General features: G+C 72.8%; 16 protein-coding genes. 6 read left to right on the forward strand and 10 right to left on the reverse strand.

The genetic code is table 11. The features are described 5' to 3' along the window. The first annotated feature begins 174 nt into the window (after window positions 1-174). A complete protein-coding gene (locus tag BUE43_RS29475) occupies window positions 175-2019 on the forward strand; it encodes a sugar-binding protein (protein WP_073489647.1) in 1845 nt (614 codons plus the stop codon). On the opposite strand, the gene BUE43_RS29480 is transcribed toward BUE43_RS29475, so the two are convergent. Genes BUE43_RS29480 through BUE43_RS29495 form a run of 4 tightly spaced genes read right to left on the reverse strand, consistent with a single transcriptional unit; the run spans window position 2009 to window position 6176 of the window. After that, window positions 2009-2815, reverse strand: a complete 807-nt coding sequence (locus tag BUE43_RS29480; protein ID WP_073489604.1) for a carbohydrate ABC transporter permease — start codon at window positions 2813-2815, stop codon at window positions 2009-2011. The genes BUE43_RS29475 and BUE43_RS29480 overlap by 11 nt on opposite strands. Then, entirely contained in the window at window positions 2812-3735 is a 924-nt protein-coding gene (locus BUE43_RS29485; protein WP_073489605.1) for a carbohydrate ABC transporter permease, read from the reverse strand. Before BUE43_RS29485 ends, BUE43_RS29480 begins: the two co-directional genes overlap by 4 nt. After that, window positions 3722-5128 (reverse strand): ABC transporter substrate-binding protein, encoded by a 1407-nt coding sequence (locus tag BUE43_RS29490; RefSeq protein ID WP_143174476.1) that lies wholly within the window; start codon window positions 5126-5128, stop codon window positions 3722-3724. The genes BUE43_RS29485 and BUE43_RS29490 overlap by 14 nt, the downstream gene beginning before the upstream one ends. Continuing rightward, window positions 5118-6176, reverse strand: coding sequence for a carbohydrate kinase family protein (locus tag BUE43_RS29495; RefSeq protein ID WP_073489648.1), 1059 nt, complete (start codon window positions 6174-6176; stop codon window positions 5118-5120). The genes BUE43_RS29490 and BUE43_RS29495 overlap by 11 nt, the downstream gene beginning before the upstream one ends. Window positions 6177-6372: 196 nt before the next feature. Here BUE43_RS29495 and BUE43_RS29500 point away from each other — a divergent pair, with 196 nt between their 5' ends. Beyond that, entirely contained in the window at window positions 6373-7716 is a 1344-nt protein-coding gene (locus BUE43_RS29500) for a 6-phospho-beta-glucosidase (RefSeq protein ID WP_073489607.1), read from the forward strand. 28 nt (window positions 7717-7744) lie between these two features. Here the strand turns inward: BUE43_RS29500 and BUE43_RS29505 are convergent, their stop codons facing one another. From BUE43_RS29505 to BUE43_RS34460, 4 genes are all read right to left on the reverse strand, one after another. After that, window positions 7745-8635 carry a LysR family transcriptional regulator gene (locus BUE43_RS29505; RefSeq protein ID WP_327083595.1) on the reverse strand — a complete coding sequence of 297 codons (891 nt, stop codon included), beginning with the start codon at window positions 8633-8635 and terminating at the stop codon, window positions 7745-7747. Between the two features lie 31 nt (window positions 8636-8666). Further along, the gene (locus tag BUE43_RS29510; RefSeq protein WP_083960290.1) at window positions 8667-10004 is read right to left on the reverse strand and encodes an Nramp family divalent metal transporter; all 1338 of its coding nucleotides are present in this window, start codon (window positions 10002-10004) and stop codon (window positions 8667-8669) included. Window positions 10005-10038: 34 nt separating this feature from the next. Next, window positions 10039-10701, reverse strand: coding sequence for a cupin domain-containing protein (locus BUE43_RS29515; protein ID WP_234995992.1), 663 nt, complete (start codon window positions 10699-10701; stop codon window positions 10039-10041). Window positions 10702-11088: 387 nt separating this feature from the next. Continuing rightward, entirely contained in the window at window positions 11089-11571 is a 483-nt protein-coding gene (locus tag BUE43_RS34460) for a hypothetical protein (RefSeq protein ID WP_073489608.1), read from the reverse strand. 225 nt (window positions 11572-11796) lie between these two features. On the opposite strand from BUE43_RS34460, the gene BUE43_RS29525 reads away from it, so the two are divergent. Beyond that, the gene (locus BUE43_RS29525; protein ID WP_073489609.1) at window positions 11797-12441 is read left to right on the forward strand and encodes a protein-L-isoaspartate(D-aspartate) O-methyltransferase; all 645 of its coding nucleotides are present in this window, start codon (window positions 11797-11799) and stop codon (window positions 12439-12441) included. A gap of 21 nt (window positions 12442-12462) precedes the next feature. Here the strand turns inward: BUE43_RS29525 and BUE43_RS34465 are convergent, their stop codons facing one another. Both BUE43_RS34465 and BUE43_RS29530 read right to left on the reverse strand, forming a co-directional pair. Next, on the reverse strand, window positions 12463-12636 hold the full coding sequence (locus BUE43_RS34465; protein WP_159447809.1) for a hypothetical protein: 174 nt from the start codon (window positions 12634-12636) through the stop codon (window positions 12463-12465). A 435-nt stretch (window positions 12637-13071) separates the two neighbouring features. Continuing rightward, window positions 13072-14175, reverse strand: coding sequence for a glycosyltransferase family 9 protein (locus BUE43_RS29530; protein WP_143174478.1), 1104 nt, complete (start codon window positions 14173-14175; stop codon window positions 13072-13074). A gap of 192 nt (window positions 14176-14367) precedes the next feature. On the opposite strand from BUE43_RS29530, the gene BUE43_RS29535 reads away from it, so the two are divergent. The 3 genes from BUE43_RS29535 (at window position 14368) to BUE43_RS29545 (ending at window position 18069) form a co-directional block, all read left to right on the forward strand. Beyond that, window positions 14368-15738: an NsdA family TPR-like regulatory protein gene (locus BUE43_RS29535; protein WP_073489610.1), complete on the forward strand. Its 1371-nt coding sequence runs from the start codon at window positions 14368-14370 to the stop codon at window positions 15736-15738. Window positions 15739-15938: 200 nt separating this feature from the next. Then, window positions 15939-16775: a DUF1932 domain-containing protein gene (locus BUE43_RS29540; protein WP_073489611.1), complete on the forward strand. Its 837-nt coding sequence runs from the start codon at window positions 15939-15941 to the stop codon at window positions 16773-16775. A 619-nt stretch (window positions 16776-17394) separates the two neighbouring features. Continuing rightward, window positions 17395-18069 carry a response regulator transcription factor gene (locus tag BUE43_RS29545; protein ID WP_083960292.1) on the forward strand — a complete coding sequence of 225 codons (675 nt, stop codon included), beginning with the start codon at window positions 17395-17397 and terminating at the stop codon, window positions 18067-18069. The last annotated feature ends 159 nt before the right edge of the window (window positions 18070-18228 follow it).

Here is an 18228-nt window from a genome sequence, read left to right on the forward strand (position 1 = left end):
GGGGCGGCCGGCCCTCCGGCGTCCGCCGACACCCCCTGAACGAGCGAAGGCCAGGTCCCGCGCCCGCCGACGCCTGGGCGGTGTCACCTGGTGGGACGGCCGCGGATCAGGAACGCCTCGGTCCGACATCCTTGCCCGTGGTTCGTGATCCACCGCTGGACGAAGGGCCTGGACATGTCTGATCTCGACGTTCCCGCCAGGAGGTCACGTCGCCGCCCGGCACGCATCGCGTTCGCGGCCGGCGCGGCGGCGTTCGGGTTAGTGACGGCCGCTGTCGTCGCGCCCCCGGCCGCCGCCGAGCACGCGGAACACTGGAACCGCGCGCACAACGACGTCCTGTTCATCGGCGCGCATCCCGACGACGAGTACCAGTCGTTGTCGACGTTCGGGCAGTGGACCGAGCGCCGGCGCTGGAGCGTCGGGGTCGCGACGATCACCCGGGGCGAGGGCGGCGGCAACGCGGTCGGCCAGGAGGAGGGCGCGAAGCTGGGCCTGCTGCGGGAGGGCGAGGAACGCGAGGCCGTGGCGCACGCGGGCATCAGGAACGTGTTCTACCTCGACAAGCCGGACTTCTGGTACACGCTGTCGGGTCCGCTCACCGGGCGGATCTGGGACGGTCCGCCGCAGCGGGCGGACACGTTGGAGCGGCTGGTGCGGCTGATCCGGGCCACGACGCCCCACACGATCGTCACGATGGACCCGCGTCCGTTCGACCAGCACGGCGCGCACCAGCTCGCCGGGCGGTTGGCGGTCGAGGCGTTCCGGCTCGCGGCCGACCCGAACGCCTACCCGGGCCAGATCGCCAAGGAGCGGTACCGGCCCTGGCAGGCAGACCGCCTGCTCGCGCAGAACTGGCGGTTCTCCGGGCCGACCGGTCCGGGCTGCGCCACCGCCGACCTGACCGACCCGGCGAGCGGCCTGCCGCAGGAGGGCGTGTGGGAGGGGGCGCTGTCCTGGCGAACCGGCACGACGTGGGCGCAGCGGGAGCGCGACGCGGCGCGGGTCTACCGCTCGCAGGGGCTCGGCGCGCTGCCAGCCAAGATCACGACTCCACGCCACCAGCTCGGGTGTGACTGGTTCTCCGTGTTGGCCGAGGACGGCCGCCCGGTGCGCGCGCAGGTGCGGGAGCAGGAGTCGCTGCGTCCGCTCTACCAGGAGTTCCGCGACTGGGCGCGGAAAGTCGGGATGCCATGGCTGGCCAACGACGCGCAGCCGACCTACCCGGCCAACCCGTCGACCAAAGTGCCGCAAGCGAAGCGCCGACCGCAGGTGGACGGCCACGGCGGCCAGGACGAGTATCCCGGCGAGTCGCTGAATCTCGTGCACTGGCAGGGAGATCGGTGCGCCTCGCCCCAGGATTGCTCAGCCACGGCGCGGTTGAGCCGCGACGGCGACGACTTGTTCGTGTACGTCGAGGTGTCCGACGACAAGCGGGGCGCGGTCCTGCCGGCCGAGGACTGCAAGCGGCACTGGCGCACCGACTCGGTGGAGATCGCGCTCGACCCGCGGGGCAAGGCCGACGACACCGCGTCCACGTTCAAGGTTGCGGTGCTGCCCACGACGGCCGAGGGCCGGCCGTGCGCGGCGCGGGACGCCGACCAGAACCAGGGTCCGGCCCGGGAAACCGCGCCCGGCCTGGAGTACGCGTCGAAGCCGTTGGCGAGTTCGCCCGCCGGCTACGCGGTGGAGGTCAGGATCCCGCTCGCGGTGCTGCCGGCGGCGGCCGATCCGAACCGGTTCGCGGTGAACGTCCTGGTCTACGACTCCGACACCGACGACAAGGTCGGCCAGTCGCGGCTGGCCTGGTCGCCGTTCGGCAGCGCCCAGGCCGACCCTTACGTCTGGGGGGCGGCCCGTCTGGTCGGCTACACGCCGCCGCCGGGACGGCCGGTCGACCCGGTTCCGCCGGTGATTCCCACGGAGGCGGCCCGCAGCAGCGACTCCCCCGCCTCGGTGGCGCAGAGCCGGCGCACGGGCGTGCCGCTGGGGGTGGGGCCGCGCACGCGGTTCACCCCTTGATCGCGCCGTCCAACATTCCCCGGATGAAATGCCGTTGCAGCACAAGGTAAAGCAGAACGACGGGGAGTGCGACCAACACCGATCCGGCGGCCAACACGGGCACGCTCGTGGTGGCGCGGCCGGCGAAGAAGCGCAGTCCCAGCGGCGCGGTGCGCAGCCCCTCGTCGGTGGCCATCACCAGGGCGAGCATGAACTCGTTCCAGGTCCACAGGAACACCAGCACGACCAGGGTGATCACGGCCGGCCGGGCGAGGGGCAGCAGCACCGACCACAGGGTGCGGAGGTGGCCGGCGCCGTCCATCCGCGCCGCCTCCACCAGTTCCCTGGCGCTGGCGAGGAAGAAGGCGCGCATCCAGAACGCGCCGAACGCCACCGACTGCGCCACCTGGGGAAGGACCAACGACAGGTAGGTGTTGGTGAGCCCGAGGTCCCGCAGGTCGAAGTACAGCGGCACCACCAGTGCCTCGCTGGGCACCATGATTCCCAGCAGCAGCAAGGCGAACAGCACGCCCCGACCGCGGAAGCGCATCGTGCCGAGGGCGTAGCCGGCGAGCACCGACAGCACGGCCGAGACGAGCACGACGCTCACGCTGACGATCGCGCTGTTGCGCAGGTATCCGCCGAAGTGCCCCACGGTCCAGGCCGTGGCCAGGTTCTCCGGCCGCCAGCCGCCCTGGCCGACGACCTCAGGGCGCAGGGCCGTGGCGACGATGGACAGCACCGGGAAGAGCGCGGACAGGGTGAAGACGGCGAGCACCAGGTAGGTGCCGACCCGTTCCAGCCGGGAAACCCTCATCGCGCGCGTTCCTCCCTGGTGATCCGGGCGATGCCCATGGTGATCAGGAAGGTGAGCGCGGTGAGCGCCACCCCGAGCGCGGCGGCCGAGCCGACCTGTCCACTGTGGAACGCCCGGTGGTAGATCTCGTAGGCGGGCACGGTGGTCGAGCGGCCCGGTCCGCCCAGCGGCGTCATGACGTAGACGAGGTCGAAGGTGCGCAACGCCGCGATCGTGGTGAGGGTCGCGGCGATCCCGATCTCGGCGCGCAGGGCCGGCAGGACGACGGCGCGGAACTCCCACACCACGCCCGCGCCGTCCAGTCGGGCGGCCTCGAACGACTCGTGCGGGATTCGCCCGATGCCGCCGAGGAAGAGCACCACCGCAAGGCCGGTCTGCACCCAGGTGCCGACGAAGCCCACCGCGACCAGCGCGGTGTCGGCGTCGCCCAGCCAGCTCGTGGCCCACGAGTCCAGCCCGACCGAGCGCAGCGCGCGGTTCAGGGAACCGTTGGGGGCGTAGATGTTCCGCCAGGCCACGCCGACGACGACCATCGCCACCACCTGCGGCAGGAACAGCGCGGTGCGGAAGAACGCCAGACCCCGCACGCGAGTGCGGTGCAGCGCGGTGGCGAGCACCAACCCCACCGCGATCGGCAGCACCGAGAAGAACACCAGCAGCACGGCGACATGCCCGAACGCCGCGCGCAGCCCGGCGTCGGCGACCAGCGCGCGGTAGTTCTCCCAGCCCACCCACCGCCCGAGCGTCAGGCCGTCCCAGTCGAACAGGGAGATCCATGCCCCGCGCGCCAAGGGAAAGAGCAGGAACAGGGCGTGGACGACCAGTGCGGGCAACAGGTACAGGTAGCCGACACGGCGGGGTTCGCCCGGCGGGCCGGCAGGGCGACGACGACGCGCCCCGCGTTGTTCACCGGCCGCCACGGTCGGCGTCCCGGTCGGCCTGGAGTGCCTCCAGGAACATCGGCACGGGTATTGCCTTGGCCAGCAAGCGTTCCACCGAGTCGCCGATGGTCTCGTAGGCGGTGTTGGTGGCGTAGTCGAGATACGGGACGAGGACGCCGGAGGATGTCACGTTCTCCCAGCCGGTGATGACTGTGCCCAACAGGTCCGCGGGTCGGTCCGCCTTCGGCGGCGTCGCCGGGAGATTTCGGGTCCGCGCCAACACCGTCATGGCCTCCGGGGACGTGATGAAGTCGAGGTAGGCGGCGGCCGCGTCGGGATGGCGGCTGCGGGCGCTCACCGCGAACGGGAGTCCGGTTCCGCCGGTGACCACCGGACGCCCGGTCGTGCCGTCCGAGGAGGGCGGGAGCATGAAGCCCACGTTGTCGCCCATGGCGGCGGACAGGTCGGGCACGAGCCAGCTCCCGCCGACGTGGAACAGGCCCTCTCCCCTGCCGAACGCCGCCCAGGAGTCGTCGGAGTGGACCCCGGCGAACCCCTCGGGGAGGTAGCCCCGGTCCACCCACTCCACCAGGAGCCGGGCCGCGGCCTCGGTCGCCGGGGTTGACCACGAGGCACCGGGACGACCGGTCGCCAGCGCGGTCTCGTCCTCGGGCCGGACGAACCGGTGCAAAGCCAGGCCCAGCAAGTGGATTCCGGTGCTCTTGTCCAGGTTGCCGAACTGGATCGGGAGGCGGCCGGCGCGCTTCGCGGTGGCCAGCGCCGCGTCGAATTCCGCCCACGTCCTCGGCGGAGTCAGCCCGAGCTCGGCCAGGATCGCGCGGTTGTAGTAGATGCCGACGAGTTCTCCGGTCTGCGGCAGGCCGTGCAACCGGCCCTCGCCGAGCAGATCGCCGGCGTCGGGATAACGGCACAACTGCAGGACCTGCTGGGGAAACCGGCTTTCCCAGCCGTAGGCGGCGGCTTCGCCGGTCAACGGTCGCAGCAGTCCCGCGCGCACGAACGCTCCCATGTCCTGCCGGCCGTTGTTGACCTGGAGGACGTCCGGCGGGTCGTCGCCGGTGAGGGCGAGTCGGGCGGTGTCGCGCAGGTCCGCGAAGGAACGGGCCACCCGGCGCACCGTGATGTTGGGGTACCTGCGGTGGAACGCCTCGTTCAGCGCGGTGATCTGCTTCTCCTGCCCGCCGCGCACCTCCTGGTCCCACACGACGAGCGTGACGTCGCCGAGGGCGGCCGGGTCGGTGCGGACCTCGTGCGGCGCGCGGTCGACGGGGCGGGCGGCGGCCGAGCGGGCGCCCGGCACGCACGAGGACGCGGAGAGCGGCACGACGGCCAGGACGGCGACGACCGCGAGGACGACCGCCCGAACCCGCCCCCAGCTCGCCACCCGGCCCGGCCGCGCGTTACGGAACACCCCGCAGGCCGATCGTCGCGCTGGCCCGGCGCACGGTCGTGCAGCCGTGCGCGGGCAACAGGTCGTTGAGGAACCCGTAACCGCGCAGGTTCGAGTCGTCCCGGCGGCCCAGGTGCCGCCACCACGCGGCCAGGTCGCACCAGCCGGGCGCGGACAGCGAGCCGCCGAAGTGCTGCACCGACAGGGCCGCGCACAGGTTGGCGAAGTGCACCCGGTCCGACAGCGGCCAGCCGGCCAGCGTGCCGTACAGGAAGCCGGCGCCGAAGACGTCGCCCGCGCCGGTCGGGTCCAGCGCCGCGACGTTGAGCCCCGGCACGTCGACCTCCTCGCCGGTGCCGGCGTCGACCGCGTAGGCGCCGTGCCCGCCCCTGGTCACCACCACGACCGGCACGATCTCGGCCAGGGCGCTCGCGGCCTGCTTGACGTCGTCGCTGCGGGTGTAGCTGAGCGCCTCGACGGCGTTGGGCATGAAGACGTCGTAGCCCTCCAGCTGCTGGAGCATCCTGGGCTCCCAGCGCTCGGTGGGGTCCCAGCCGACGTCGGCGAACAGCAACGCGCCGTCCTGCTTGGCCGCGCGGACCCACTCGTCCTCGTGCAGGTCGACGTGGACGAAACCGGCCCTGGTCGAGGGCGGCGGGTTGAGCAGCTCGTCGGCGGTGATCGGCGCGGGGTGACCGTGGGTGACCATGCTGCGGTCGCGGTTGACCGCCATGGAGACCGTCAACGGGGAGTGCCAGCCGTAGAACCGGCGGGAGTAGGTGAGGTCGACCCGCTCCTGGTTGGCCAGGACGTCCCAGCAGAAGTCGCCGTAGACGTCCTCGCCGAACGCGGCGGCCAGCCCGGTGCGCAGGCGCAGCCGGCTCAGCGCGACCGCGAGGTTGGCCACCCCGCCCGGGCTGGAGCCCAGGCCGCTGGCCCACACCTCGGTGCCGGCCGAGGGCGCCTGCGGCAGCCCGGTGAAGATGATGTCGAGGAAGACGGTGCCGGAGAGCACCACGTCGAACCGGGTCTGCTCCTCGCCCCCGGCCCCCGGCTCCCCGTGGCACACGGCGTCTGTCGACGCGGACACGGCATCCTCCTCCCGTCGGCTCCCCACCCGCCCCGACCGGCGGTCCGGAGAGTGTCTCTCCCCGTCCGGGTGAGGACAACCCGTGATCGAGTGACACCGGCCGACCGGGCCGCCGGGGTGGCCGACCTGTCGCCGGCCCTGCCACCGGCGGCGGCCGCGCACTACTGTGCGCGGGGTGAGGCTCGTTGTGCTCGGCGGTGGCGGGTTCCGGGTGCCCCTGGTGCACGCCCACCTGCTCGCCGACCCGGACCGGCTGGTGGCCGACCTCGTGCTGCACGACCGCGACGAGCACCGGTTGCGGGCGATCACCGCGGTGCTGGAGAGCCAGGCCGACGGGGCGCGGGCGCGGCCCCGGCTGACCGCCACCACCGACGTCGACGAGGCGCTGGCCGGCGCGGACGTGGTGTTCTCCGCGATCAGGGTCGGCGGGTTGCGCGGCCGGACGCTGGACGAGCGGATCGCGCTGGACCACGGGCTGCTCGGGCAGGAGACGGTGGGGCCGGGCGGGATCTGCTACGCCCTGCGCACCGTGCCCGTCGCGCTCGACATCGCCCGGCGCGTCGCGGCCCTGGCGCCCGACGCGTGGCTCATCAACTTCACCAACCCGGCCGGACTGGTCACCGAGGCCATGGCCACCGTGCTCGGGGACCGGGTCGTGGGCATCTGCGACACCCCGGTCGGGCTGTGCCGGCGGGTCGCGGGCGCGCTCGGGGTGGACCACGACCGCTGCGGGTTCGACTACGTGGGCCTGAACCACCTCGGCTGGCTGCGCCGCGTGCTGGTGGACGGCCGCGACCGGTTGCCAGACCTGCTGGCGGATCCGGCGGCGCTCGGCACGTTCGAGGAGGGCCGGTTGTTCGGCCCGTCGTGGCTGCGGGCGCTCGGCGCGGTGCCGAACGAGTACCTGCACTACTACTACTTCGCGCGGGAGACCGTGCGGGAGGCCCGCGAGCAGGCGCGGACTCGGGGCGAGTTCCTTGCCGCGCAACAGGAACGCTTCTACTCCGGGGCGCTCGACGCCCCGGGTGAGGCGCTGCGCCTGTGGGAGGAGGCGCGCGCCGAGCGGGAGCGGACCTACATGGCCGAGAGCCGCGCGGCGAGCGGAGCCGGGGAGCGCACAGCGGCCGATCTCGACGGCGGCGGCTACGAGAAGGTGGCGCTGCGGTTGATGAAGGCTCTGCGCGGCGACCAGTCGGACACCCTGATCCTCAACGTGCGCAACCGGAACGTGGTGCCGGGACTGCCCGCCGACGCGGTGGTGGAGGCGCCCTGCCACATTGACCGCAACGGCCCGCGCCCGTTGGCGGTGGACGCGGTGGAGCCGCACTTCCTCGCGCTGATGCAGCAGGTGAAGGCGGCCGAGCGCGCCGCGATCACCGCTGCCGTCGGCCGCGACCGCCGGGACGCGCTGCTCGCCCTGGCCAGCCACCCGCTGGTCGACTCCGTCGTCGCGGCGGAACGAACCCTGGACGGGTACGTCGCCGCTTTCCCGGAACTCCGGGACCTGGCCGCCACCTGACCGACCGTTAGCGTCCTCAGTGGACAGTTCACTGTGGACGTATGGCCTGGATCACCTCGGCCAGCGCGGCGACCGGCTCGCGCATCGTGTCCCGCCGGCTGGCGAGCACGAAGTCCACCGCGCCCGGTTCGGGCAGGTCGTTGTCCGCGCCGACGTCGACCAGGCCGTCCGGAACCAGGTTCCTGGTGAACACCGCGACGCCCAGCCCGGCGAGCGCGGCGGCGCGCAGCCCGTTGAGGCTGCCGCTGGTGCAGACGATCCGCCACTCCCGGCTCGCGCGGTCCAGGGCGTTGAGCGCGTGCTCACGGGTGTGGCTGGGCGGTGGGTAGACGATCAACGGCACGGGCGCGTCCCGGTCGAGCCGCAGCCCCTCGGCGCCCACCCAGACCAGGTCCTCGCGCCAGACCACCCAGCCGTGCTCCTCCCCCGGCCGGCGCTTGGCGAAGATGAGGTCCAGGTCGCCCGCGCGCAACCGTCCGGTCAGCACGTCGCTCAGCTCGACGGTGAGCTCCAGGTCGACCAGGGGGTGGCGGAGCCGGAAACCGCGCAGGATCTCCGGGAGCCGGCCGACCACCAGGTCCTCGGACACGCCGAGCCGGACCCGGCCGCGCAGCCCGGGCCCGGCGAAGTAGGCGGCGGCCCGCTCCTGGGCCTCCAGGATGTTGCGGGCGAACCCGACCATGGCCTCGCCGTCCCCGGTGATCACCACGGAGTGGGTGTCCCTGACGAACAGCTCCCTGCCCACCAGGGTCTCCAGCCGGCGCACGTGCTGGCTCACCGTGGACTGCCGCAGCCGCAACCGGTGCGCGGCCTGAGTGAAGCTGCCGGCCTCGGCGACCGCGAGGAACGACCGGAGCACCACATGATCGAACACCAGGTGGGTATACACCGGGTCGGTTCCCCGGGTTCCCCAGCGCATCGGACGGTACTCCGTTCGGGGCAGGGGGGAATCAGCGGAAGGTGAGGTAGGTGAGCACCGCGTTGAGCGCGATCACGGCCGCCGTCACCAGGACCGCGCAGACGGTGGTGGCCCTGCGGTTGGCGTGCTCCCCCAGCACCGAGCGACGCGCGGTCAACAACACCAGGGGAAGCAGGGCGAACGGCAGCCCGAAGGACAGCGCCACCTGCGAGACCACCAGCGCCCGGTCCGGGTCCAGTCCGGCGGCGAGCAGCGCCAGCGCGGGAAGCACGGTCACCACCCTGCGGACCAACACCGGAACCCGGCGGCGCAACAGGCCGGCCATCACCACGGAACCGGCGTAGCACCCCACCGAGGTGGACGCGAGGCCGGAGGCGAGCAGGCCGACCGCGAACAACACCGCGACGGCCCCGCCCAGCGTCCCACCCAGCGCCGTGTGCACGTCGTCGATCGAGTCGACCGGCGCGCCGGCGAGCGCGCTGGCGCCCAACAACAGCATCGCGACGTTCACCAAGCCCGCCAACGTCATCGCCACCACCACGTCGACCCGGGTGGCGGAGAGCAGCCGGGCGCGAGCCCCGGTGGTGGCCGGCCGGCCGAACCGGTCCCTGGACAACGCGCTGTGCAGGTAGATCGCGTGCGGCATCACCGTCGCCCCCACGATCCCGGTCGCGAGCAGCACGCTGCCCGAGTCGGCGAAACGGGGCACCAGGCCGGCGATCGTGGCCGACGCGGACGGCGGGGCGACGACCAGCCCGGCCACGAAGCCGACCGCGACCACCACGAGCAGCCCGATCACCAGCCGCTCGAACCGGCGCTGTCCGCCGTTGTCCTGAGTCAGCAACAACACCGTGGACACCACGCCGACCACGACGGCCCCGACGAGCGAGGGCAGTCCGAAGAGGACTCGGAGCGCGATCGCGCCGCCCAGCACCTCCGCCAGGTCGGTCGCGGCGGCGACCAACTCGGCCTGCGCCCAGTACGCCAGGCGCGCGCCCCTGCCCAGCCGCTCGCCGAGCAGCTCGGGCAGGGTGCGCCCGGTGACCAGGCCGAGCTTGGCCGACAGGTACTGCACCAGGCCGGCCATCACGTTGGCCACGACGACGACCCACACCAGCAGGTAGCCGTAGTGTGCCCCGGCGGCGGCGCTCGTGGCGACGTTGCCCGGGTCCACGTAGGCCACGGCCGCGACGAACGCCGGGCCGAGCGCGGCGGCGCCCGCCCTGGCCCGGCGGAACCGGGACGTCGGGCGGCCGGGCAGGGCGGCGCCGGCGGGTGGTGGGACGGTGACGCCGCCGACCCCCGGCGGGCCGTCCTGGTCGGCCTCCGCCCGGCCCCTCGTGCCGGGTGTCCCCCAGGAAAGCGCCATCGTCCCCTCCTCCACGCCCGCCGACCCCCTCCGGCTACCTCTTCTTCTTCGCGATGACGACCGGCTTGACCTCGGTCGGGATGCCGTGGAACGCCGAGGCCGGCACGCCGAACACCGCGCCGAGGACGTCCCGCGGAATGGCGTTGAGCGACCCGACGATGCCGATGTCGTCGTTCGGCTCGACCGAGCTGGTGTTGAACAGCACGAGCACCTGGAGCCGCTCGGTCGAGCTCGCGTTCTCGAAGTAGTGGAAGAACCCCTGCGGGATGAACACCAGGTCGCCGGTCTCGGCGGTGAAGCTGTCCACCTCGTACTTCCCGGTCGGGTGGGCGCCGAGAATCGTCCAGCGCACCTTCCCGGACATGACGTAGGTCAGCTCCCACGCCGTGGGGTGCCAGTGCGGCTCGCGCACCCCGTCGACGTCCAGGTGAATCATGTAGACCGAGGCGTTCTGCCCCTTGAGGATCGGGAAGTCCTCCTCGTGCGCGCCCCGCAGGTCGCCACCGGAGAAGGTGTTCGGCTTCGCCTTCGTCAGCGAGAAGACGTGCGGGTGCGGGCCGACCGGAGCGCTGGCGCCGGTCGCCCCGAACTTCGCCGCCGCCTGGGCGGCCGGCGTGAGGGCGGCGCCGGCCACGGCGGCTGCCCCGGCCGCGCCCGCCGCCGTGCCCAACAGCTTCCGGCGATTCATCTCCACCATCGCGCTGTCCTTTTCCTGAGAATGGGTGAGGAATTCTTTTTCCACCGCCTCGGAGCGGCGTCTCCATCGTGTCCGCCCCGCCGGGTACTCGGAAAGCTCCGCCCCGTGATCACTATGATCACGTCTCACGATAACGCTCTTTCCGCACCAAAAGGGCCGAGTGCGGCAATTCACGCCACACCCACCCCAACCGGACACCCGTGAACCCGTATCCGCAGGACACGCCCGACCCGGCCACGGAAGGGCCGGCCGGGAGAAGCCGAATTCTGTCATTCTGTCGAGACGCGCGTCACGACCGGCAGAGTATGCCGCGCCCACGGGCGCGGAAAAAGGGGACCTTCCCGACAAACCCGCGTCCGGGCCCGCATGCGCCAGGTGGCCGAGAAGCTACGCGCGGTACCCGTGCAGGTAGACGAGCACTCGCGGCCCACCCGGGTCCAGCGCGACCTCGAAGTGGGTTCGACGGGAGGTGTCACCGCCGGCGAGGACGTACTCCTTGGCCGGGTCAGCAAGCCATCCGAACTCCCTGGCTTTCCACCACGAGCTCCCGGTAAGCGGCTCCCTCCGTTTCCTTTCCCAGTCGAACCCCTCCCCGCTCCGACCGAACTGGACCAGGAACTCCCGCACACACCGCTCCGGAGCCTCGAAGCGGAGGTACATCGTGTCCATCCAGGCATCGTCGAAGTAGTAGCGAAGCCCTTCCACCTCGGCCTCGCAGGGCGGGGACTTCAGCCTGAACCACTCCAACACATATCCCAACGGGCGGTCCGTGCTCCCCTCGTACAAACGAGGGTCCGCGGGCTTGAGCAACGCGGCCAGCAGGAAAACAACAGGACCAACGGTGATGGCGACGAGCCAGAACCGTCGCACCCTCCGCGCGGCCCGCGTTCGGGTACCGCGCGCACGGGAACTGTCACGGGGAAAGCGGCCCACTTCCACAACTCCTGTCCAGAACGTCCGGCCAACGTTACCTCGGCGTGAACAATCCCGAGCGGGAAAGACCAGCGGCCAACACCTGGACGCTACGGAAAGCAGTCCGCGAAAGCGCGTCTACGCTGGGACAGGGGGCCGGCGGAGCCAGTGCGGGGAGCGGCCGTGGCGAACCGTTCACCAGAAGATCTCGTGCGCGCCGTCCGGGCCGCGGGCGTCGTGGACGAGCGAGTGCTCGCGGTGATCGGCGGGACGCCCCGCGCCGCCTTCGTGCCCCCGGAGCACGTCCACTTCGCCTACTGCGACGAGCCCGTGCCCATCCCGCACGGCCAGGTCACCACGCAACCCTCTCTGGTGGCGGGCATGGTCGCGCAGCTCGCGCCGGGCGCGGGCGAACGCGTGTTGGAGATCGGCACCGGCTACGGCTTCCAGACCGCCCTGCTGGCCCGGCTCGCCGCGCACGTCGTGAGCGTCGAGCGCTGGCCCGACCTCGCCGAGACCGCCCGGGAGAACCTGGCCGGCCAGGGCGTCGACAACGTCCGGCTCGTCGTGGGCGACGGAACCCTGGGCGCGCCGGACTGGGCGCCCTACGACGCGGTCCTGGTCTCGGCGGCCTTTCCCGAGGTCCCCGCCCCGCTGGTCGACCAGCTCCGCGTCGGCGGCCGGCTCGTGCAGCCGATCGGCCCCGGCGGCCACGAGCGCGTGACCCTGTTCGCGCGCACCAAGACGGGCCTGCGGGAGCGGAAGGTCGTCACGCTGGCGTGCTTCGTCCGCCTCTACGGCGCCCACGCCTTCCCCGACCAGGCATGACCCCAGCCGGGCACCGCGTGCTCACCACAGTGAAACGTGGACCTTGACGGTGCACGGACAGATCGGCAGCCGGCCGGCGATGTCCTGGTTGCCCCATGCCCCGGCGACCGGCTCGAACGCCTCGCACTCGGTCAACGACCGGATCGCCGCGAGGACGTCCCGGCCGCTCCCGCCGGACCTCGGCAGCGGGAACACCTCGGTCCTCCGCGAGGTGGCCTCGGGGCGAGGACCGAGTGGCCCGAGGACACGGTCCGGATGCCGTCCCGCGGCCGCTCGCTCGGCGCGTCCCCGCGCGTCGACCAGGCGCGGGGAGCCGCTCGCGCCGGCTCGCGCCGGCTCGCGACGCCGCGCCAGCCGTCGCCGCCCAGGCGGTCCGGCACGGCCCGCCGGGCCGCGTCGACGCTACCCCAGCACCGTCGCCTCTCGTTCACCTCTCCGGAACCGGGGACACCCTCGCGTCGTCCCGCGCTCCGGACGGCGCGAGGCGGCGGCCGGGGCATCGAGGACACCCCGTCCGCCGCCGTCCGAGCACTCCGGTGGTCGCTGCCCTCCTCCCGCGGCGGGCAGCACCCCATGTTTGTCCACTTAGGACATATGGTCAGTCCGAAGTAGACACAGCATGGACTTCCCTCACCACCAACCCGCGCACCTGCCGGCGAAGTCGGCCACCCGGGACCGGGGAACGCACCGGAGGTCGGCGGCGTCGCCCCAGACCTCCTCGTCGAGCTCGTCCCGCCCCGGCGACCGGTCGGCCAGCGCGAGCATCTGGGCGAAGCGCGTGGCCACCGCGTGGTGCCGGCGCGAGCCGGTGATCCACTTGGTGTGCGAGCGCCGCGCGTACAGCCCGACCACCTGCGGCCCCGAGCCGTCCGGCCGGGCGGTCAGCGCGGCGAGCTGGGTGAGCCCGTTGTCGACGCCGACCACGACCTCCGCCGAGGCGAACAGGTCCACGCAGTCGGCGGGGTCGGGGGCCTGCACCACCCGCGTACACAGCTCGTCCAGGTCCGGCGCCGACCGCAGGGTCCGGGGGACGACGGCGGTGAACCGCCACGGCGCGCTGCGCGTGCGCATCATCTCCGTTGCCACAGCGGCGAACTCCGCCGGCCCGTAGCTGCACTGCGGCGACCCCGCCGACAGCACCAGCACCACGTGCCACGGCACGGCCCACTCCTCGGAGCGGAACAGCGGCGCCGGTGTGTCGTCCAGGGACAGCCGCACCCCGAGTTGTTGCTCCATCGACAGGTAGTGCCGCATCGGCAGCGCGCCGTGCACCTCGACCTGGCCCGGCCCCAGGTGGTCCAGCCACGCCGGGGGCTCCTCCGCGTCGACGCGGAACCGCACCGGCGACCGGGTGCCGGTGCGGACGATGTGCGGCCCCCACGCCTCGGACGTCGTCATCGGCAGCGAACACCGCCGCATCAGCCGGGCGCGCGGCCCGCTGTAGTGCAGCGGCAACCCCGGCGTCACCTCCCGCAACCCGACCACCGACGCCAGCCCGAGCAGCATGTCGGCCAGGCCCTGCTGGCCGAGGTCCGCGGTCCACCCCCGGGAGCGCACCAGCGGGAGGCAGCCCGGCAGGGGCGACTGCCCCGCCGCTCTCCGGTAGGGCAGCGCGCGGCCGAACGGCGCGTGCTCCACCGGCACGAGTTGGCGGCCCCCGTGGTGCCACCGGACGTCCTGGACCTGCCATCGGTTCGCCGCCTGACCGGATCGCACTGCCTGCTCGGTCCGCACCGCGCCCACCTCCGTCACCGTCGGTCGCCGCCTGAACTGTGCGGGTGATCACCCGGACATCGCGCCGACAGACGGGGACATTTCCCCGACACTCGGGGGACATCATGCGTTCGCGCACTGGGAACACGTCGTTTACTTCCTAGGGTGGAGGGTGTCCCCGACTGCCGGAACCAGCCACGAGGGGGTGATGGTGTGCGTGGAGTCCCCCCTGTCCCCCGCACCCGCGTCGAACAACTGGTCCGCCAACGCCGGCTGACCACCCAGGAGTTCTGCGTCGAGTTCCACACCGCCTCGCAACGGGTCGGCCGGCCGCTCGCGGTGTCCGAGCGCCACGCCAGCCGCTGGCTGTCCGGCCGCCTCGGCGGTCTGCCGCACCCGGCGACCTGTCGCGTCCTGGAGCACATGTTCGGCGAACCGGCGGAGACGCTCTTCGGTCCCCCACAGCCCGACCCCGTGCCCGGCGGACCCGAGGCCATCACCTCGTTAGCCGCCGAGGGGGGTGTGGAGACAGCGACAACGGCGTCGTGGGAGAGGGAGATCGCCATGGCAGCGGTGGAGTCCGCCCGGTTCGGGCAGTTCGCGGAGCAGACCAACGTCGGACCGCACACCCTGGACCAGTTCCGCGCGGACGCGGCGCGGATCGTCGCCACGTACCCGACGCGGCCGGTGTACCCGGTGTTCGTGGAGCTGCGCGAGCTCCGCAACCGGATCTTCGAGCTGCTGGAGGGCCGGCAGCACCCGCAGCAGACGCGGGAGCTCTACCTGGTGGCCGGGGTGCTGTGCGGGGTGCTGTCCAACGCCTCGTTCGACCTCGGCTGGCTGGCCGCGGCCGAGACGCAGGCCCGCACCGCGTTCCTGTGCGCGGAACTGGCCGGCAGCAACGCGTTGCGGGCCTGGATCAGGGGCACGCAGAGCCTGGTCGCCTACTGGGACGACCGGCCGAGGATGGCCGTCGACCTGGCCGTGGACGGCTGGCGGTACCAGCCCGAGGCCGGCACGGCGCGGGTGCGGCTGGCGGCGATCGAGGCCAGGGCGCAGGCCCGGCTGCGGGACCGCAGGGCCACCGAGGACGCGTTGCGCCGGGCCGAGCAGGCCCGTAACGAGGTGCTGGGCGAGGACGATCCGGGAGGCATGCTGGCCTTCCCCGTCGCCAAGCAGACCTTCTACGCGGCCACCACGCGGCTCTGGCTCGGCGAGCAGAGCGACCTCGTGCTGGCGGAGCGACAGGCCGGCGAGGCGGTCGAGCTGTACCAGGAGGACCCGCCGGAGCGGCGGCGGCTGGGCGAGCTGTGCCTGGCCCGGCTCGACCTGGCCGCGGCCCGGCTGGGCCGACAGGACCTGGACGGCGCCGCCGAACAGGTCCAGGAGGTCATGGTGATGTCCGGTCGACGACGCACCGACAGCGTGCACCGCCGGTTGCGCCAGGTGGCGAACGCCCTGCGCCGACCGCACTACCAGACCAGCGCGCTCGCGCTGGACCTGCGCGACCAGATCCTCTCCTTCTGCGGAGCGCCCACGGTTCCCGCCCTGCCCGGGGCCGTTCTTCCTGGCACGGGGCCGTGATGGCGCCTCCCCCGGCGGTGGGCGGCGGTCGCGCCGCCCACCCCGCCGAGTAGTCCGCACCGGGAGTTCACCCGGCACTGGGTCACCGACACCGCTTCGGGAGGTTCCGCGTTGACTCTTTCCACCAGCCACACACCCCGCCCCGCGCCGGGGCAGTCCCTTCCCACCCCCGGTGCGGGGCCGTCGGCCGTGGAGGCCCGATGACCACCGTCGCCCTGTTGCACCCGGGGCTGATGGGCTCCGCCGTGGCCGCCGAGATCCGCCGCAACGGGCACACCGTGCTGTGCTGCCCCGCCGGCCGCAGCGCGCGGACGCGGGAGCGGGCCGAGGAGCTCGGCCTGGTCACGGCGGACCTGCCGACGGCGCTGGAGCGCTCCGCCGTGGTGTTCTCGATCTGCCCGCCGGTGGCGGCCGAGGAGGTCGCCAGGGAGGTCGCCTGGCTCGGCTTCACCGGCGTCTACGTCGACGCCAACGCGGTGAGCCCCGACCGGGCCCGCCAGATCGCCGGCATCGTCCGCTCCGGCGGGGCGACCTCGGTGGACGCCTCGATTATCGGGCACCCGCCGGGGGAGACCGCCACCGCGCGGCTGTACCTGTCCGGCCCGCGCCTGGCCGTCCGGGCGGTGGCGCGGGTGGTGGACGGCAGCCGGTTGCAGCCGGTGCGGCTGGGCGACGAGTTGGGCAGGGCGAGCGCCCTGAAGATGGCGTTCGCGTCGTTCCAGAAGGCCAGCCGCACGCTCGCGGCGGTCGCGCACGCCCTCGCCGACCAGCACGGCGTCACCGACGCCCTGCTCGCCGAGGCCGAGCGGATGCCGACCCGGCTGCTGGCCGACCGCGCCTACCTGCCCAGCGTCGCCGCGCGGGCGTGGCGGTGGGCGCCGGAGATGGACGAGGTGGCCAAGGCGCTGGACGCGGCCGGGCTGCCGACCGAGCTGGCGCAGGCGACGGCGAACGTGCTCACGTTGTGGGGCGCGGACAAGGACGACCCGAGCCAGCCGGTGGCCAGGGTGTTGCGCCAGCTCCACCTGCACGGCTGAGCGGGTTCGCCCGCCGGCCGTGCCACTCCGGGGGACGCGCCCCACCGCGCGAGCGCGTCCCCCGGGCTCGCGTCCCACCGGGTCGCGCGTCCCACCGGCCGGACACGGCCCGACGCGGGAAATGCCCACTCCGCCGAATCATCGCGAGGCGCGTTCCCCGCTTTCCTTGATTGGGCAACGAGAAGCGCGGTTTCACTCTCTCCTAACCTGTTTCACCACACACTCGGCCTCCCCGTCCCCCGCGACCGACGCGGGCGGCTTCCGGGCACCCACAGCAAGCTGAGCCACCCCCATCGAACCCCTGACACCACTGTGGACGGTCCCCCGATCGGCATGTTCGCGACGCTCCGGCACCAGGGTCGCCGCGACACACCCGCCTCTTGATACCCCAAACGAGTGAAGATCGAGGGAAGCGCTCCCCCTACTGGCCAGTTCAAGGTCAACTAACCGCGTCGGAACGGAAAACAATCGGGGCGACGGAGGATTCACCACCCTGTCCGAAAAATCCTCACGTCCGCCTCGTCGCCGGAACGAGGTGGTGACACCGGGCTGCGCGGAAACGCATCCGCACACCGACCCCGCTCGGGGTGGTCAAACTTTTTCCAGAGGGAGCGTGAGAATGTCAGTCACGCACGAGTTCGCGAGCGCGACGGGACCTGCCGGCCGGGAACGGCACCGGCGAATCTCCGTCGCGGTGGTGGACGGCAGAGCCGTCGTCCGCAGAGGAATACCGGCGATGCTCGCCGCCGCCCCCGAGATCCGCACGGTCCGGTGCTTCACCGGAATCTCCCGCGCGGACGAGGTGGCCGACTTCGACGTGCTCGTGCTCGGCGTCCACTCCCGCCGCGACCTGGGGCTGCTCACCCTGGCCCACGACCTGGCCGGCCGGCGGCGGATGCTCGTGCTGTGCAGCTCGGTGCTGCTCGCGGCGACGCTGGCCATGCTCGACGCGGGCGCGGACGGGTACCTGACCACGGACGCGCCGGAACAGGCGGTGCGCGAGGCCGTGCGGCGGGTGGCCAACGGCCAGCCCTACCTCAGCGGACCCGTCGCTGAGCTGCTGCGACACTGCGCGCCCGGCACCGGCGCGCCCCGGCTGGCGCCCAGGGAGGCCGAGCTGCTTCGGCACCTGGCCGACGGGCTCACGCACGCGCAGGCCGCGCGCCGCATGGGCGTCGCGGTGGGCACGGTGGAGACCTACGCCCGCCGCATCCGGACCAAGTTCGCGGTGGTCGGCCCGGTGCAACTGGCCAGGCTGGCCCGCCAGGCGCAGTTGCAACGAATGCTCGACTGAGAACACCCGACCGACCGCCGCCGGATCAAGCTCGTTCCGGAAGGCAGTCGTTCCGGAAAGGCGCTCAAGTCTCCACATCTGGGGACTGGGCCGGGAACGGGTTCACAGAGCACCGTTTCTCCGGGGTGGCGGCGACGAAAACGTCAGGAAACGGGAGAT

The organism is Streptoalloteichus hindustanus (assembly GCF_900129375.1).
GTDB lineage: Bacteria > Actinomycetota > Actinomycetes > Mycobacteriales > Pseudonocardiaceae > Streptoalloteichus > Streptoalloteichus hindustanus.

Coding starts and splice junctions, on each gene's coding strand:
- BUE43_RS29475 (WP_073489647.1), top strand. CDS start 175: ATGTCTGATCTCGACGTTCCCGCCAGGAGGTCACGTCGCCGCCCGGCA.
- BUE43_RS29480 (WP_073489604.1), bottom strand. CDS start 2,815: ATGAGGGTTTCCCGGCTGGAACGGGTCGGCACCTACCTGGTGCTCGCC.
- BUE43_RS29505 (WP_327083595.1), bottom strand. CDS start 8,635: ATGCGCTGGGGAACCCGGGGAACCGACCCGGTGTATACCCACCTGGTG.
- BUE43_RS29510 (WP_083960290.1), bottom strand. CDS start 10,004: ATGGCGCTTTCCTGGGGGACACCCGGCACGAGGGGCCGGGCGGAGGCC.
- BUE43_RS29515 (WP_234995992.1), bottom strand. CDS start 10,701: ATGGTGGAGATGAATCGCCGGAAGCTGTTGGGCACGGCGGCGGGCGCG.
- BUE43_RS29540 (WP_073489611.1), top strand. CDS start 15,939: ATGACCACCGTCGCCCTGTTGCACCCGGGGCTGATGGGCTCCGCCGTG.
- BUE43_RS29545 (WP_083960292.1), top strand. CDS start 17,395: ATGTCAGTCACGCACGAGTTCGCGAGCGCGACGGGACCTGCCGGCCGG.